General features: G+C 66.3%; 14 protein-coding genes and 1 pseudogene. 9 read left to right on the top strand and 6 right to left on the bottom strand.

From position 1 onward, the window contains the following. Positions 1-15 precede the first annotated feature (15 nt). Positions 16-1,557, bottom strand: a complete 1,542-nt coding sequence (locus tag QTI51_RS13240) for a DHA2 family efflux MFS transporter permease subunit (protein WP_286515696.1) — start codon at positions 1,555-1,557, stop codon at positions 16-18. An 86-nt stretch (positions 1,558-1,643) separates the two neighbouring features. Continuing rightward, positions 1,644-1,898 (bottom strand): annotated as a pseudogene (locus tag QTI51_RS13235) (hypothetical protein); the annotation flags it as partial. Between QTI51_RS13235 and QTI51_RS13230 the strand changes: the two are divergent. After that, the gene (locus tag QTI51_RS13230) at positions 1,779-2,816 is read left to right on the top strand and encodes a TolC family protein (protein WP_353506533.1); all 1,038 of its coding nucleotides are present in this window, start codon (positions 1,779-1,781) and stop codon (positions 2,814-2,816) included. The pseudogene QTI51_RS13235 and the gene QTI51_RS13230 overlap by 120 nt on opposite strands. A gap of 19 nt (positions 2,817-2,835) precedes the next feature. Here QTI51_RS13230 and QTI51_RS13225 read toward each other — a convergent pair whose 3' ends face one another. From QTI51_RS13225 to QTI51_RS13215, 3 genes are all read right to left on the bottom strand, one after another. Next, the gene (locus tag QTI51_RS13225) at positions 2,836-3,231 is read right to left on the bottom strand and encodes a nuclear transport factor 2 family protein (protein ID WP_286514080.1); all 396 of its coding nucleotides are present in this window, start codon (positions 3,229-3,231) and stop codon (positions 2,836-2,838) included. A 132-nt stretch (positions 3,232-3,363) separates the two neighbouring features. Beyond that, a complete protein-coding gene (locus tag QTI51_RS13220; protein WP_286514078.1) occupies positions 3,364-3,771 on the bottom strand; it encodes a hypothetical protein in 408 nt (135 codons plus the stop codon). Positions 3,772-3,918: 147 nt separating this feature from the next. Continuing rightward, positions 3,919-5,301: a replication initiation protein gene (locus tag QTI51_RS13215; protein WP_286514075.1), complete on the bottom strand. Its 1,383-nt coding sequence runs from the start codon at positions 5,299-5,301 to the stop codon at positions 3,919-3,921. A gap of 613 nt (positions 5,302-5,914) precedes the next feature. On the opposite strand from QTI51_RS13215, the gene QTI51_RS13210 reads away from it, so the two are divergent. From QTI51_RS13210 to QTI51_RS13195, 4 genes are all read left to right on the top strand, one after another. Next, positions 5,915-7,069, top strand: a complete 1,155-nt coding sequence (locus QTI51_RS13210; RefSeq protein WP_286514072.1) for an AAA family ATPase — start codon at positions 5,915-5,917, stop codon at positions 7,067-7,069. Positions 7,070-7,798: 729 nt separating this feature from the next. Then, complete coding sequence (locus QTI51_RS13205) at positions 7,799-8,884, top strand: ParB/RepB/Spo0J family partition protein (RefSeq protein ID WP_286514069.1); 1,086 nt, start codon at positions 7,799-7,801, stop codon at positions 8,882-8,884. A gap of 790 nt (positions 8,885-9,674) precedes the next feature. Next, positions 9,675-9,911: a hypothetical protein gene (locus QTI51_RS13200; RefSeq protein WP_286514066.1), complete on the top strand. Its 237-nt coding sequence runs from the start codon at positions 9,675-9,677 to the stop codon at positions 9,909-9,911. Between the two features lie 74 nt (positions 9,912-9,985). Then, entirely contained in the window at positions 9,986-11,974 is a 1,989-nt protein-coding gene (locus QTI51_RS13195; RefSeq protein ID WP_286514064.1) for a site-specific integrase, read from the top strand. Here QTI51_RS13195 and tsaC read toward each other — a convergent pair. Beyond that, positions 11,971-12,546 (bottom strand): L-threonylcarbamoyladenylate synthase type 1 TsaC, encoded by a 576-nt coding sequence (gene tsaC / locus QTI51_RS13190; RefSeq protein WP_286514061.1) that lies wholly within the window; start codon positions 12,544-12,546, stop codon positions 11,971-11,973. The two genes, QTI51_RS13195 and tsaC, sit on opposite strands and share 4 nt — an antisense overlap. Positions 12,547-12,687: 141 nt before the next feature. Here tsaC and QTI51_RS13185 point away from each other — a divergent pair, with 141 nt between their 5' ends. The 4 genes from QTI51_RS13185 (at position 12,688) to QTI51_RS13170 (ending at position 17,078) form a co-directional block, all read left to right on the top strand. Beyond that, positions 12,688-13,266 (top strand): TetR/AcrR family transcriptional regulator, encoded by a 579-nt coding sequence (locus QTI51_RS13185; RefSeq protein WP_116910002.1) that lies wholly within the window; start codon positions 12,688-12,690, stop codon positions 13,264-13,266. A 134-nt stretch (positions 13,267-13,400) separates the two neighbouring features. Next, positions 13,401-14,099 carry a pentapeptide repeat-containing protein gene (locus QTI51_RS13180; protein ID WP_116910003.1) on the top strand — a complete coding sequence of 233 codons (699 nt, stop codon included), beginning with the start codon at positions 13,401-13,403 and terminating at the stop codon, positions 14,097-14,099. Positions 14,100-14,121: 22 nt separating this feature from the next. Continuing rightward, on the top strand, positions 14,122-16,110 hold the full coding sequence (gene mrdA / locus QTI51_RS13175; RefSeq protein ID WP_116910004.1) for a penicillin-binding protein 2: 1,989 nt from the start codon (positions 14,122-14,124) through the stop codon (positions 16,108-16,110). 41 nt (positions 16,111-16,151) lie between these two features. Continuing rightward, complete coding sequence (locus QTI51_RS13170; RefSeq protein ID WP_207786701.1) at positions 16,152-17,078, top strand: LysR substrate-binding domain-containing protein; 927 nt, start codon at positions 16,152-16,154, stop codon at positions 17,076-17,078. Positions 17,079-17,132: the final 54 nt, after the last annotated feature.

Here is a 17,132-nt window from a genome sequence, read left to right as displayed (position 1 = left end):
TGCAGTGCGGTGGGGTCAGTGCGCGTCGGCCGATGGCGCCTTGGGCGGCGTCACCTTGCGCATCAGCGGCACCATCGCGGTGGCGACGATGAAGCAGACCATGATGCCAAAGAAAACATCGGAGAACGTGAGCGTGAGGGCCTCGCGGAACGTGAGGTTCCAGAGCTGCCGCAGCGCCGCCGACGCGCCCACCAGCTGGTCGGTCGCGCCTTGCAGGCGGCCGCCCAGTCCTTCGAGCAGCGCGGTGGTGGCTTCGTTGCTGCGCGTGAGGTGCTCCGCGAGCCGGTAGAAGTGCAGGTTGGTGCGGTCGTTCAGCAGCGTGGCGCACACGGCGATGCCCAGCGCGCCGCCCAGGTTGCGCATGAGGTTGAACAGGCCCGAGGCGAGCTTGAGCCGGTTCATTGCCAGGCCGCCCAGCGTGAGCGTCACGGTCGGGGGCACGGCAAACTGCTGGCCGATGCCGCGCAGCGCCTGCGGCAGCAGAAGCTCGGCGGCGCCCCAGTCGTGCGTGATGGGCGTGAACTGCCACATCGACAACGCGAAGCAGGCCAGGCCGAACATCATCAGCCAGCGCAGGTCGACGCGGTTCGCGAAGAAGGCGTACACCGGAATCGCGAGGATCTGGAACACGCCGGTGGAGAACACGGCGAGCCCGATTTCCAGCGCGCTGAAGCCCCTGACGCGGCCGAGGAACAGCGGCGTGAGGTAGATGGTCGCGAAGATGCCCACGCCGGTGATGAACGAGAACAGGCAGCCCAGCGCGAAGTTGCGGTCTTTGAGTGCACGAAGGTCGACCACCGGGTGTTCATAGCGCAGCGAACGCCACACGAACAGCACGCCGGCCACGCCGGACACCCAGGCGGCGCCGGCAATGAGCGGGTCGCCGAACCAGTCGAGGCGCGGGCCCTCTTCGAGCGTGTATTCGAGGCAGCCCAGGAACAGCGCCATGAGCAGCATGCCCAGGTAGTCGGCATTGCGCAGCAGCGACCAGTCGTGGCGATCGATCTTCACCAGCATGGGCACTGCGACGGCCACGAAGATGCCCGGCACGAGGTTGACGAAGAACAGCCAGTGCCATGAATAGCTGTCGGTGATCCAGCCGCCCACCGACGGCCCGAGCGTGGGCGCCAGCGAGGCGATGGCGCCGATGATGGCCGCCGCGAACACACGCTGCTTGCCCTGGAAGAACGCGAAGGCCGTGGTGAAGACCAGCGGAATCATCGAGCCGCCCATGAAGCCTTGCAACGCCCGGAAGGCGATCATGCTCTGGATGTTCCAGGCAATGCCGCACAGCAGGCTGGTGAGCGTGAAGCCCGCGGCCGAAATGGAGAACAGCCACCGCGTGGAGAGCACGCGCGAGAGCCATCCCGACATGGGGATGACGATGATCTCGGCGATGAGGTAGCTGGTTTGCACCCACACCGTTTCGTCGGTGCCGGCCGACAGGCCACCGCCGATTTCGCGCAGCGAGGCAGAGACGATCTGGATGTCGATGAGCGCGATGAACATGCCCACGCACATCGCGGCGAAAGCGATGGCCTTGCTGGCGGTCGACATGCCGGCGGGGTCGACCACGCCCTGGGTCCCTGCGTGCGCGCCGGGGGTGGCCGCTGCAGTGGCCGCTGTCGTGGCAGTGGGTGCGTTCACGGTTCGCCGGCGCCGCGGGCGCTCAGTTGCTGCACGTCGCGTGAATCGACATCGGCGGTCACGGAGAGGCCGGGGCGCAAGACGCCGAGCACGCCGTCGGCATCGTCGAGCACGATGCGCACCGGAATGCGCTGCACGATCTTGGTGAAGTTGCCCGTGGCGTTCTCCGGCGGCAGCACGCTGAACTGCGCGCCGGTGGCCGGCGACAGGCTCGCGGCACGGAAGCGGACACGGCCGAAGCGCAGGCGGCCGAGGCCGATCACGCGGGCGTGCGGGTCATCGTTGCAGCGGAAGCGGCCGACGCCTGTTTCCGCGTGCGGGCGGCGCAGGCGCGCATCGAACTCGCACGCGCGCAGATCAAGACCGACGGCGAGCTGCTGGCGCTTGTGCAGTCGCGGCTGCGCGAAGGCATGGCCACGGCGCGCGAACGCGCGCAAGCCGAGGCGCGTGTGGCGCAGGTCAGGGCGAGCTTGCCGTCACTGCAGGCGGAGCAGGAAACGCAGCTCAACCGCCTCGACGTTCTGATGGCCGCCACGCCGGGCACCTACGCCGCCGAGCTGGCCGCGCCGGTCGAACGCGCGGAAATCCCGTCGATGGCGATGGCGCTGACGCCGCATGACCTGCTGAGCAGAAGGCCCGATGTGATCGCGGCGGAGCGGCATCTTGCCGCGTCCAACGCCCGCGTCGGCGTTGCGGGGGCGGAATACTATCCGCGCTTCTCGCTCTCGGCCTTGCTGGGCTTCGAGAGCCTGCGCACGGCGACGCCGTCGGCCGCGAACTTCCAGCCCCTGGCGGCCATCGGCATGCACTGGCGCCTGTTCGACTTCGCGCGCGTGGACGCCGAGCTGGAGCGCGCCGAAGGCGTAAGGGCCGAAGCCCTGGCGCGGTATCGGCAGTCGTTGCTTCGTGCCACCGAAGACGTCGAGAACGCGCTCGTTCGCCAATGGCAACTGGACGCCGAACGCAAGGAGCTGCTGCTGGAAGTCGATGCCGACACGAGGGCACGCGCCGCCACGCAACAGGCCTACGAAGGCGGCGTGCTCAACCTGATGGAGCTGCTGGAGCAGGACCGCCAGCTGCTTGCCGCGCGCGACCAACTGGTGCGTGAGCAGTCCGACAAGGGCCGCGCCGTGGTCGCGACCTTCAGGGCGATGGGCGGCGGTTGGTAGCGAGGCTTCGGGGTTCGAATCAGGCGCTTGCAGCGGCTTGGAGCATTTCGCCCATCTTCTGGTGGATGAGGTTCACGGCTTTCAGCGGGCGCAGCATGACCTTGAATTCGACGATCCGGCCTTCGTCGTTCCACTTGATCATGTCGACGCCGTTGACGCTGATGCCGTCGATCTCGACCATGAATTCGAGCACGGCGTCGTGCTCGCCCTTGACCTCGCGCACGTAGCGGAAGCTGTCGTTGAAGAACACCTGGAACGCGGCCGCCAGGTACTTCTGCGAGATGGCCTTGCCCACCTGCGGCTTGTGCACGACCGGCGAATGAAAGACGGCGTCGTCGGCCAGCAGGTCATTGAGCCCCGTCGCGTCCTGGGATTTGACGAGCTTGTGCCAGGTGGCCATGGTGTCGATCGGCATGGGAATCCTTGTGCGGTGAATGAGGCGTGGGCAGTCTATTCGGCGCTTCGGCGGCTTGCCAGCGTGTTGACCCGCACTTCATTCACTCCTCTTATGGTCTCGCCATGAGTGAGCCGCAATGTCAAAAATCCACTAACGGCGCGTAGAGGAAACAACCCGCTTCCGCATCCACGACGCCACCGCCTCCAACTGCTCGGCCGTGAACTTGCCATCCAGCTCTTGGGCGGTCTGCTCGATCATCTGAGGCGGAACGAGGTCGACGTACATCGCCTGCCGCCGATCTTCGAAGTCACTGGCGAACAGGCTCAGCGGCGCTTCAGCGGTGAAGCGATCGCCAGCTCTGAGACGCGCGCGCACCTTGTCGTGAATGACCTCGACGTGGGCGACGTAGATGTTGACCAGGCTTTCTCCCGCGGCGGAGTGAAAGCAGGTCTCCAGGGCGCTCCGGCTGATTCGCACCGCCGTGCGTATGCGACCTTCCTTGTAGAAGAAATGCAGCCACTCGCCTGCGTCTTCGTTGTGTGTCCATTCTTCTGCCATGCGTTCGTTGCCTCGGGCTGTCCGCCAAAAGTGATAACGAGGCCATGTTTGGCGCAGGAAGAGGTCGAAAGTGTCAGCCGAACGACGGTGGCCCGTGTAGGCCGAACTGAAAAGCGAGGAAAAGATCACGCGCGCGGCGCGTGATCTTCAAATGCCAGCCACGCCGCGCTGCAGCGCGAAGTCGAGCAGCACGCGATCGGACGGCTCCTCGGGCCAGGTGATCTGCGCGACCCACTTGTAAAAAGTGCTGGCGGCCACGCGGCTGGCCGGGCCGTCGCGACGCCAGGCGCGGGCGATGGGCGGCGCCAGTTGCTCCAGCCGTTGAGCCTCGAACTGCGTGCGAAGCTCGCCCTGCGCGGGCGGTTGCATCTCGCCGAACATGGCGCGCGCCTGGGCCATGCGGTCGTTTTCCCAGAGTTCGCGAATGCGCTGCATGCGATCGGACGGCGACAGCGGAATCGCCGGTGGCGCCGGAGTGTTAGTGCTTGCTGTCGCTGCCGGCGGCAGTGTGCCGGCTGGCGGCAACGACTTGACGGCGGCATAGCCCTTCTTGAGCGCGTCCTTGAGGTAAGCAGCGGGCGACTTCAGCTCGGGCATGGTCGGGCTGCGCAAACGCTGGTCGACGTGATCGAGGGTCGCGCGCAACTGGGCCTCGTCGGTGGTGGCGTAGAGGTCTTGCGCTTCTTCCTGCTTGATGCCGAGGGCGATGAGGCGGCCCACGAGTGCCAGGTCGAAAACGTTGCGCTCGGCGTTCGGAATGTCGCCCAGGCGCTGCTGCACCTTGGGAATCACGCGGAACTGGATCTCCTCGATCTTGCGACCGCGCTTGTGCTCGATCAGCTCGATGCTGAAGTCTTCGCAAAGCGCTTCGATTTCCGCCAGGGCCTTGGAGATGACGTCGCGCTTGAGGAAGCGGTAGTCGACTTCCTTGATGTCGCTGCGCCCGGTCAGCACGGCCGCCCACCAGACAACGTCCTCGCGCATCGAAAGCCGTCCGGGGGACGTGAGGTAGCGCGCGCCGATTTCGTAGAGCACGGCGGCGGAATAGCTGCGCATCTGGCCGCTGATTTCGAGCAGCACGCGTGTGTACTGGTGCGGACGGACCAGCCGCTCCTTGATTTCCTCGGGGTAGCGCCAGGTGACCATGCAAGGTCGGCCCCTGCCCTGTTCCTCGATGGTGACGGTGCCGAGCAGCTGGGAAGACACCCAGCGCTTCAACGCGGGGCCGCTGGTCGACCACTCGATGGTGGTCGCCTGCATGTCGCGCAGGTGGGCCTTGAGCAGCTCGGTGTTGTTGGAGTTGAAGCGGGCGTCGCCGATGAGCTCGCTCAGCGCGAGCTTGTAGACGGGTTCGTCAACGCCCTGGCGCTGCGAGTGATACAGCAGCGCGTTGTAGATGCGGCGGGACAACAGCGTGAGACGGCCGCGCTTGGGCCGAATCGCAATGGCCTCGTTGGCCTTGGCGACGCTCTGCTCTTCGGCAGTCGGTGGTTGGCGCGGGGCGCTGGGGGGAGCCTCTTCCTCGGCCATGTCTGATGTATCGCAATTGCTTGGGTTCACATCATGCCTTCGTATTGTGAATCGGTCAATTCACAAAGAATTTAGCCGCCTTGTTCTATTTGAAAAGTAACACTTGGGAATTTGAAGAGTTTGGCAAACTACTTTTCTCTTTGCTGACAAGGACTTGGCGAGGGTTTTGTGAGTGGTTCTGGGATTCAATGTGAGATCGAATGGGATTTGGTGTGAGATCCATTGGGGTTCTCCGGTCGTTGTTGTGTGTGTCTATGGGGTCTGATGTGAGTGGATATGGGCTTCTGGCCCTCGCGCAGGGGGCTGGAGGCCTATCGAGCGCCGTTCCGCAGGCTGATTGCAGCTTCTGGTGCACTCTGTCCGCCTCAAAGCAAGCGAGAGACCGCAAAATCCCCCGTCCCGGCGGGGTGCCAGGAACGGGTTCCCTATCCGTACTCACATTAGGCAGGTGCATGGACACTGAAGAATCGGTGGAACTTGTTCATTCGATGGATTCTCGTAGAATTGCCGGATTCTGTCGAATAGGGTTCACCCAATGTCCGTCCCCGTGCCTCCCGTCAGTGGAAACCAGGTTTCCAACGACACCCAGACGCCCCCGAGGCAAGTCATCAACATGGAGCGCATCGCCGGCCTCGCCACGCGCGCGGGATCCATGGTCGAGCAGATCCGGGGCATGCTGCTTGCTCCCGAAGCTCGCAAGATTCCGCCGGTCTATTCCACCGCGCAACTCGCTGCTTTGTGCGGCGTCGACAAGGCGCATGTCGCCTACCGCATTACCAAAGAAGATCTTCCCGCAGGTCGTCTGACGCCTTCCGGCGGCAAGCGCACTTTCGAGCTCGACGAACTTCGCCGCTGGACGCGCACCTATCGCGCAGACAAGATGCGCCCGACCGGTCGCAAGGCGATCACCATCGCAGTCGGTAATTTCAAAGGCGGCGTGGCCAAGACCACGACCGCGATGGTGCTGGCCCAGGGCCTGAGCTTGCGCGGACATCGCGTGCTGGCGATCGACACCGATCCGCAAGGATCGCTCACCACGCTACACGGCCTGCTGCCCGAAGCCGAGGTGACCGAGGACATGACCATCGGCCCGCTCTGCGACGGCACTGAGAGCGATATCCGCTACGCGATCCGATCGACCTACTGGGACGGCCTCGACTTGGTGGCCGCCGCTCCTTTCTTGTTCTCGGCCGAGTTCGCGCTGCCAGCGCGCCAGATGCAGGAGCCGGGCGCCAAGTTCTGGGACGTGCTCAATGAAGGCCTGGAGAGCGTGCGTGACCTGTACGACGTGATCGTCATCGACACGCCGCCGTCTCTTTCCTATGTAACCATCAACGCGCTTTGGGCGGCCAACGGCATCGTGGTGCCGGTACCGCCGTCGGGATTGGACTTTGCGTCGTCGGCGCAGTTCTGGTCGTTGCTGGCTGACCTCGGGAGCAATCTCGACGGGCAGAGCAAGGACCGCGAAGGCAAGGCGTTCGAGTTCCTGCACGTGCTGCTCAGCCGTGTCGACGCGGCCGACCCCGCCATGCCAGCCGTGCGCCAATGGATCCAGGCGACATACGGCGAGTACACCTTGCCGGTGGAAATTCCCAAGACCAGCGTTACCAGCAACAAGGCCGCAGAGTTCGCGACCGTGTATGACGTACAGCGCTATGAAGGCGCGGCCAAGACGTACAAGCGCGCGGTCGATGCGTATGACGCGTTCGTCGAGTTGGTCGAGCAATCGGTGGTGGGTGCGTGGTCCGCGCAAGGGAAAGGGCGTTGAGGGTGGGGAGCTTCGGTCAAGATAAATCCCATCAACTCGGCGCGAGCTTCGAGACGTACGCCGCCGTGGAAACCAGGTTTCCAGACGAGGACGGCGTCGTGCGCGCCGCCGTGCCTATCGCTGTGCTGTACAAGTGCTGCGCATCGCCGCAGTTCAAGGGCAACGCCGCACTCAAGAATGGAACAGCTGCTTGCGTGGAAACCTGGTTTCCACCGAGTCACGCTGCTGCGGATCAGCGCTCGGCTCGTGCATGGTCTTCAGCGCTCGCTCAAACGCCACTAGCTAGATATACAGATCAACCTGCCCACGTGCAGTCGCTGCCGAGCACTCGAACGTCAGCATCAACGACGAGTGCCTTTCGCACTGAGCCTGCTTTCGCAAATGCTTTGCCACGACTTTGTTCACTTGCTGCCGTGAAGTGCAACAGCGCCACGCCAGAGAGCAAATTCGGGGCGCTCTCAAAAATCGCAGAGCCGTTGGTTTCGAGCAATCGGCTGCGTACCGACTGGGACGCTCTGGAAACCAGGTTTCCACACCAAAGCGTATCCGTTAGGCTCGCACGCGGCCGACACGTCAGTTCGAAGCTCGGCGCGACGTCCGCCTTTTTCAATCCCGGGAGCACCTCATGCGTGCTCCCTTCGCGACGGCCAACCTTGCCGTCGCCGCCGTTCGGGGCGTCGCGATCCCCGCTTGTGGAAACCGGGTTTCCACGCTTCAGGAGTCCGCACCATGTCTAGTACCCGAAAGCGCCTCGAAGCGCTCACCGCCAACCTGTCGCTTCCACAGGCCCCCGCGCAACCCATGGAATTGCCCAAGGCGGCGCCCGCCGAAGAACCTGCGCCGCACGCAGCGGCCAGCGTGGAAACCAGGTTTCCACCCGCAGTCGGCGGAGGCGGCCATGCGCCGCGAACGGGCCCTGGACAGATGCTCGCCTTCCGCGGGCAGATCCAGCAGGTCGAGGGCGAAATGGCAACACTGCGCGAAAAGCTTCGCCAGTACGAAGGCTCGCTGCCGACCCGCAAGATGGATCCGGCAACGATTCGCCCCAGCCGCTGGGCCAACCGGCACGAGTCGTCGTTCAAGACCAGTGAGTTCGCAGGACTCAAGGCAGACATCGAACATGCGGGCGGCAATGTCCAGCCGATCCTGGTTCGTCCGCTGAAAGAAGAGCCAGGCCAGTTCGAACTGGTCTTCGGCCATCGTCGGCATCGCGCATCGCTGGAACTGGGCATGCCGGTACTGGCGTCGATCTGGGTGGACGAGTTAGGCGACTCGGCACTGTTTGCCGCCATGGACCGGGAGAACCGCGAACGCGCCGACCTGTCACCGTACGAGCAGGGCGTGATGTACCAGCGCGCCCTGGAAGAGCAATTATTCCCCACGCAGCGCCAGCTCGCAGAAGGCCTGGGCGTGAGCCACACCTGGGTGCGCAAGGCTCTGATGGTGGCGCAGTTGCCGTCAGCCGTCGTGGAATGCTTTCGCACGCCGCTGGAGATCAGCTTCCGCCACGCCGAGCAACTCAATGCCGCCATGGCGTTGGACCGTCGCGGCCTGCTCAAGCGCGTGGAGAAACTGCGGGGCCAAAGCCTGTCGCCGGCATTGACGCTCGCTCGGCTTCTGGACGCCCCCCCCGGCTTCGAACGCAGCGAGCGCATCGAGGTCCAGGCCGACGGGCAGAAGTTCGGCACCTTGGTGCGTTCAAAAGCTGGCGAGGTGACCATCACGCTGACGCCGAGCGCCGCCATCGGTGCACCGGTCGACGCCCTGGAGTCGGCGATCGCAGATGCCATTCGCCGGGCGCGCAGCCTGGGGTGACGGGAAAAGCGGCAAGCTCACCATAATGTGAGTTCCATTGGGATTTAGGCGGCAACATTTCTTCGACTCACGCCGCCGACCTGATGGCCGTGATCGGTCCAGGCCTGGGATCAGGCTGCGGCTTCTACTTAACCCAATGTCACGAACCACGACGGATCCCAACCTCTTCCGAATCCCACAGGTGCAGTAAGCAGCGCTGGGCTCTTCCCCCTAGGCTCCAGGGGAGGGCGCCGCGGTTGCCCAAGGAACTGCAACGGCAGCCCGACTGAATGACTAAGCTGCCCACACGTATCTGGGCGAGCTGCAAGCCTACGCAGCCGCTCACCGCGAGAACATTAGAGGCCGATGCCGAACACTCTAACCCGTGCCATCAATCCCAATTGTTCTCACATTTCCCTTATCGACGCCGTACGGCTCAGTGCTACGGATCGCGCATTCAAAACAGCAGGCAACTCGGAAAAAGCGAAAGTGAGCGCAGGCTTCAAGAAGATTCCTTTGATGCGACAGCACGTTGCAGCCGATATTTAGACCATGGGTTAGGACTTCCTAGATGCAGCACAGGAACGACCTCAAATATGCATGGCCGAATGCAAAATCAGTCGTCAGGCACGAGCATCGCCACGCAGCCCAACCACTGCTAGGCCAAATATCCCCAGCAAAACCAACAACTTAATCTCGACTCACGCTGCAAACTCTAGAAATGCATCCAAATATTGCATGAATGATTATTCACGTAATCATCGAAATAGAATGGCCCTGATCAATCCGATTCAGCACACCACAGGACTTCATGACATCACCCGGCACGTCATCACCCTTCGCACACTTCGATGACGCGACCCTCGAGGATCTGGCTTTGACTTGGCGCGCCCGCGCCCAGAGAGGCGAGCGCGAAGCCTATGGCACGGCGCACGCGCTGGAGGTCGAACTGCGCCGCCGCATGCGCGAGGCCGCCGAGTCCGCGCAAACCCCGCCCGCGCCACCAGAACCCGCCCCCGCGCGCGCCTGGTGGCAGTTCTGGCGCTGACATAAACAAACAGCGCCTCCAGCACCATGACGCCACCGCCCTCCCGCAAACTCCACCGAGGCCATTTCGCCTTCATGCGGGCCTTGGCGCAGGGCATCGACGAGCGCACCAGTTGGGACCGCTACCTGCGGCTGGAAGGCGAGCATACCGACCTGCGGGTCGTGCGCCGCACCATTGCGTGGATCCGCGACGAGTTCGCCGCCGCTGCACGCCGCGAGCAGCGCCCGGGTACCGCGCGCCTCATCCTCCTCGACCCCGAGCAGTTTTCCCCCGCGACGCCGCTCCCGAGCCTCAGCGATTTCGCGCTTGCGCAGGGCCTCGAAGATTTCTCCGAAGCCGAGCAGATCGAAGCTTACGAGGCCGCGTATCCGGGCGGGGCGCAAGCCGAGAGCGGCGCAGGCGCAGGCGCAGGCACGGGCCGCGCGTCGCGTCGCATGCGCGTCGTCGAGCGGCAACTCGAGGCCCTGCGCTGGCTCGAGAGCCATACGGCGCAAGACCCTCGCCCCGGCGACAGCGTGTCCACCTGGCTCAACCATGCGATGGCCGAGCGCCTGGAGCGCGGCGGCCTCGCGACCCTGGCCGCCTTGGTCACGCACATCAACCAGACCGGCGCGCGCTGGTGGGTCAAGGTGCCCGGCGTGGGCGAGCGCAAGGCCGGGCGCATCCTCGACTGGCTGCGCGCCAACGAAGAGCCGCTCGGCCTGCGCGTGGGCTCCCATGCCGCGAAGCGACGCCACCAGGTGAGCGCGCTCGACCTCGCCGCGGTCGTTCCACGCGGCACGGCCCTTGTTCCCTATGAGAAGTTCGTGTCCCCGCCCGAACTCGATGGCCGCAGTGGCCACCACCGCGCCGCGCAGGACCAATGCCGCATCGCGGCGCAGACCGATCACGAGGCCATCGGCGCGTGGCTCGCGGCCAAGTGCGCGCAAGCGCAAGACGAGCCCGGCGAACTCTCTCCCACGCAACGTTCCTACCGCAGGGAGGCCGAGCGCCTGCTGCTGTGGGCGGTGCTCGAACGGCGCGCGGCCTTGTCCTCGCTGGATGTGGAAGATGCGGCGGCTTATCGCCGCTTCCTCGGCGATCCGCCTGCGGCCTGGTGCGGGCCACGCCACAACCAGCGCTGGTCACCACTGTGGCGGCCGCTCGAAGGGCCGCTGGCACCGACGGCGGTGCGCCAGGCCATGGCCATCCTGCGCAGCCTGTTCGCCTTCTTGATGCGCGAGAACTACCTGCTGCGCAACCCCTTCGCTGCGATGACCGAACCCCTGGAGGCGCCGCGCGCCATCGGGCAGCACCGCACGCTGAGCCTCGAACAGTGGGCGCACCTCGACAGCCTGCTTGCCAAACATGCAGCCACCGAAGCGGGACGGCGCCTGCGCCGCGGCATGCGCTGGGTCTACGCGACGGGGCTGCGGCTGGCCGAAATCACGGGCGCCACCTGCGGCGACCTGCAACGGGTGACGTACCGCACGCCCGACGGGCGCGACGCCGGCGGATGGCTGCTGTCGGTCAGCGGCAAGGCCGGACGCAAGCGCGAAGTGCCGGTGCCCGCCGACCTCGTGGCCGACCTGGAAGAAGAGCTCGCGCACCACGGCTTCGAACGGCAGGTGGGTGCGCCGGGCAACAGCCACATCCATGTGCTTGCGCGTTTCGACCTGCTGCCCGAGCACCCGAAGCCGTGGTCGGCCTCGGGTTTCTACAGCGCCATCAAGCTCTTCGTCGCGCGCGCCGCGCAGACGCTCGACGAGGCGCAGGCCGAGCACCTTCAGCGCGCCAGCATCCATTGGCTTCGCCATGCGCACGGTGCGCACGCGCTGCAGGGCAGGCAGGGGCGCTCGCCGGTGCCGATCCACGTGGTGCAGAACAACATGGGCCATGTGTCGGTGGGGACCACGGCGGGCTACCTGCGTGCGCAGGGCAGGGCGGGGCTGATGGAGATGCAGGGCTTCTGGACGCCGGCGCCCGAGCTGTCCCTTGAACCGGTGCCCGAACTCGCGGTGGCGCTGCCGCCTGAACTGCCGCCTGCGCTGCTGCCCGAACTACAGCCCGTACCGCAGCCTTAGCCGCGCACCAGCTCCCCCGTCAGTACATCGCGAATCTCGCTCGGCCGCGCGAGCCCGCCCACGGCGTCGTCGACCAGCACATCGATGCCCAGCGGGAAATACGAGCGCACTTCGTCGCCCGTTCGCGCGGCCGGCTGGCCATGCGGGTTGGCGCTGGTCGACACCAGCGCACCACCGAAGGCACGGCACAGGGCAGCCGCCACCGGATGGTCCGTCACGCGCAGCGCAATGCCGGCGTGCCGGCCCGACACCCACGCCGACACGCGTTCGCTGCGCGGAAAAATCCAGGTGAAAGGCCCGGGCCAGCTCGCCAGCACGCGGTCGAGCGCGGCCTGCGGAACCTGCGCCATGTCGACGTAGGGCGCCACCTGCGAGAAGTCGGCCGCGATCAGCAACACGCCTTGCTCGACCTGGCGTTGCTTGAGCTTGCAGATGCGCGTCACCGCGGCCTCGTTCGACGGATCGCAGCCCAGGCCCATCACGGCTTCGGTGGGGTAGGCGAACACGTCACCGGCGCGCAGCCGCTGTGCCAGTGCATCGGCTTGGGCAGGCACATCTCGATAAGTCTGCATGGTGGAGGAAGTCGCCAAGAAAGAGAGGGGCCAAAGACGGGCCGCCAGTCTACCGACGCGAAACGGGCACGCGCATTGCCGAAGTAAACTCAACAAACCATCCAGATGGATTGTTTATAAAAACACCAAGAAACCGCCTGCATGACCGAAGCCCACCGCCGCCAGAAACAACCCGAAATCGTGCGCCAGCAGCTGCTCAGCGTGGCCCGCCTGCTGCTCGTGGGCGAGGGCGCGCACGCGGTCACGCTCGACGAGGTTTCGCGGCGTGCCGGCGTGACCAAGGGCGGCCTGCAGCACCACTTTCCCAACAAGAAGGCCTTGCTCGATGCGCTGTCCGACCAGCTCTTCGCGGAGTTCGAGCACCGCTTCGCGCGCCTGCTGGCGGCCGAGCCCGCCACGCCGGGGCGCAACGCGCGCGCTTACATCCGCACCTGCTTCGACAGCGATGGCGGGCCCGACGACATCGAGATGCAGCTGGCCATCGGCCTGCTCGCGCTCGGCACGCCCGAGTACCGCGAACGCTGGAACGAGCGCATGAAGATCGAACTCGCCACCGACCACCTGGCCGTGAAGGCGCCCGACCTGCTGCTGGTGTGCCGCTTGGCGGCCGACGGCTTCTGGTTCTCGCAGATGCTCGGCGTGTACGACCTCGACGCAGCGCACAAGGCCCGCGTGCTCTCGATGCTGCTGGCGCTGTGCGCCAAGGCGGTGAAGCGATGAGCACGTTCGCCAGCGACGCATCGCCTCCCCACGGTGGGCAAACATCCCGACCGTCCGAACCATTGCAATCCCTGCAAGCTTCAAGGAACCGACGCGCACCCTGGCGTCTCTCATCCCTCTTTCCCGCTTCCTCCATGACCGACGCTTCCACCGCCCCCACCCTCGCCGGCGAAACCATCGACCGCGACCGACTGAAGCGCCTGCTCGCCGACGCACCCGCCGCGCTGCATTTCGAGCAGTGCGACTTCGACGGCACCGACCTGTCCGGCCTCGACCTGCGCCGCGCGAAGTTCGTCGAGTGCAGCTTCGCCGAGGCCGTGTTCCGCAAGACCCAGTTGGCCGACAGCCGCTGGATGTCGTGCCGCACGCGCCAGGCCGACTTCGAGATGGCCGACCTCACCGACGCACGCTTCATGGCCTGCGACCTGAACAACACCGGCTGGCACCGCGCCAAGCTGTCGGCCACGCTCTTCACCGAGGTGAAGCTCACCGGTGCGCACTTTCACGAAGCGCAGGTGCTCGGCATCGGCTTTCACGATTCGCTGCTGTCCGGTGCCGACCTGCGCGGCATGTCGTTTCGCAAGCAGACGCTGGAGCGGCTCGACTTCTCCGACGCCGACCTCGGCGGCTGCGACTTTCGCGACGCCGTGTTCGAAGGCGGCAGCCTGCGCGACGCCAACCTGAAGAACGCACGCTTCGACGGCGCCGACCTGCGCTCGGTCGACCTCGGCGGCCTGCGCATTGCGCACGTGGCGCAGTTCTTCAAGGGCGCGATCATTTCCTCCGACCAGGCCGCCACGCTGGTCAGCGAGCTCGGCATTCGCGTGATGTGAGCGAAAGGTATTTGTTCTTCCGATGAAAGATGAAATTCGCGACACCGGCGCCGAGCTCTCGCGCTTTCGCCGCCGCCTGCTGGTCATCGGCGGGGTGGTGCTCTTCGGCTTCGGCCTGATCGGCGCGCGCCTGGTCCACCTGCAGGTGGTGCGCTACGACGAGCTGGCCGACCGCGCCGAAAGCAATCGCACCGCCATCGTGCCGATCGTGCCCAACCGCGGGCTCATCGTCGACCGCAACGGTGTGGTGCTGGCGTCCAACTACGCCGCGTACACACTTGAGATCACGCCGTCGAAGGCCGGCGACATTGCCGCCACCGTCGACGAACTCGCCACGCTGGTGAACGTGACGCCCGGCGACCGGCGCCGCTTCCAGCGGCTGCGCGAAGACTCGCGCAGCTTCGACTCCGTGCCCATCCGCACGCGCCTGAGCGACGGGGAGGTCGCGCGCTTCGCGGCGCAGCGCTATCGCTTTCCGGGCGTGGAGATCAAGGCGCGGCTGCTGCGCACCTACCCGCACGGCGAGGTGGCCTCGCACGTGATCGGCTACATCGGCCGCATCAACCAGCGCGAGAAGACCGCGATGGAAGACTGGGACGAAGAAGAGCGCGCCAACTACCGCGGCACCGACCACATCGGCAAGCTGGGCGTGGAGCAGAGCTACGAGCAGGTGCTGCACGGCCAGACCGGCGCCGAGCAGATGGAAACATCGGCCGGCGGGCGCGCCGTGCGCCGCCTTGCGCGCCACGCGGCCACGCCCGGCAACACCGTGATGCTGTCGCTGGACATCAAGCTGCAGAGGCTGGTGGAAGACATGTTCGGCGAGCGGCGCGGCGCGCTCGTGGCCATCGACCCGAAGACCGGCGAGGTGCTGGCCTTCGTGAGCAAGCCCACCTTCGACCCCAACCTGTTCGTCGAAGGCATCGACACCGAGAGCTGGAAGGCGCTGACCGAGTCGCCCGACAACCCGCTGCTGAACCGCGCGCTGCGCGGCACCTACCCGCCGGGCTCCACCTACAAGCCCTTCATGGCGATGGCCGCGCTGCAGACCGGCAAGCGCGCCGCCACCACCGTGGAGAACGACCCGGGCTACTACAACTTCGGCGGGCGCACCTTTCTTAGCCACCGCGGCGGGCTGGGCGGCGTGGACATGCACCGCGCCATCCAGTTCTCGAGCAACACCTACTTCTATTCGCTGGCCACCGAGATGGGCGTGGACCTGATCCACGACTTCATGGCCCCGCTGGGCTTCGGGCAGTTCACCGGCATCGACCTGAAGGGCGAGGTGCGCGGCGTGCTGCCCAGCACCACGTGGAAGCGCAATGCTTACCGCCGCGCCGACATGAAGCAGTGGCACGCGGGCGAAACCATCTCGCTGGGCATCGGCCAGGGCTATAACAGCTTCACCATGCTGCAGCTTGCCTCGGCCAACGCCACGCTGGCCAACGCGGGCGTGCGCTACCAGCCGCACCTGGTGCGGGCCATCAAGGACACGGTGAGCGACCGCGTGGTGCGGCAGGTGCAGCCGCCGCCGCAGGACCTGGGCTATGCGAGGAAGCACGTCGACGTGGTGCGCAACGCCATGGTCGCGGTCACGCAGGGCGGCACCGGCACGCGCGTGTTCGCGGGCGCGGCCTACACCTCGGCCGGCAAGACCGGCACCGCGCAGGCCGTAGGCCTGAGCCCGAAGGCGCGCGCCAGCGGCAAGGCGCTGGACGCCCGCCAGCGCGACCACGCCCTGTACATGGCTTTCGCGCCGGCCGAGAACCCGTCTATCGCGGTCGCGGCCATCGTGGAGAACGCGGGCTTCGGCGCGGCGCACGCGGCGCCCATCGTGCGGCGCGTGTTCGACTACTGGATCGCGGGGCAGTACCCGAACGAGGCCGACATGGCGGCCGTGCGGGCCGGCACGGCGGCGGCGCCCATCGGCAAGCCGCTGCTCGCGAGCGAGGTGCAGATGACCGAGAGCGAAGCCCGCGCGGCGAGCGACGAGGACTCCGCAGCGCTTTGATGCGCAGCGACGGCGACCGCGAACGCAGCATGGGGCCGACAATGGCGGCCTCACTCCCAAAGCCCATCTTGGCCCGCCGCGTCGACCCCTACAGTGTTCGCTTGTTCGTTTCCGCCGCACGGGCGGGCTCCATCGTGCGTGCCGCCGAGCATGAGCACATCGCGCCCTCCGCGCTCAGCAGGCGCTTGGCCGACCTGGAGCATGCCTTCGGCACGCCGCTGCTCATTCGCTCCCCGCGCGGCGTCGTGCTGACCGACGCGGGCCGCCTGGTGCTGGCGCGCGGCGAGAAGATCGACGAAGACCTGCAGGCCCTGGTGCGCGAAGTGCGGACCGAAGGCGACGAGGTGCGCGGCACGGTGCGGCTCTGCGCCAACATGTCCGCCGTCATCGGCTTCCTGCCGGAGCGGCTGCGCGCGTTCATGGCCGCATGCCCCGAGGTGCAGGTGTCGTTGCAGGAGCAGGACACGCGCGACGTGATCCGGGCCTGCCTCGACGACCGCGCCGATGTAGGCGTCGGTGTGGGCGCAGGTGCGCACATGCCGTTGCCCGCGGGGCTGGAGTCGTGGCACTTCGCCACCGACCCGCTGCAGGTGGTGCTGCCGGCCGGCCATGCGCTGGCCGCGAAGCGGGCGATGCGCTTCGCGCAGGCGCTCGAACATCCGCTGATCGGCGTGCACCAGGGCGGCGCCCTCGATCGGTCGCTGTACGAACGCGCCGAGGCGCTGCGCAAGCCTTTCGCGCCCACCGTGTCGGTCAGCAGCTTCGACGCGGTCTGCCGCATGGTCGAGGCGGGCATGGGCATCGCCGTGATTCCGCAGAGCGCCGCCGCGGCCTACGCGGGCAACCCGCGCTTCGTGCGGCGCCCGCTCGACGAACCGTGGGCCCAGCGCGAGCTGCGCATGTTCGCGCTGCGCAAGACGCCGCGGCCGCGCGCGGTCGCGGCGCTGATCGAGCGGCTGCAAGGGTAAGACCCGATCTCGCATTTTGCGAGAGCCCGTCTGCCGCATCGGCGCTTTTCGTGC

The sequence above is a fragment of the Variovorax sp. J22G73 genome, from assembly GCF_030317035.1.
Lineage (GTDB): Bacteria > Pseudomonadota > Gammaproteobacteria > Burkholderiales > Burkholderiaceae_C > Variovorax.
This window is presented reverse-complemented; position numbering and strand designations above follow the sequence as displayed.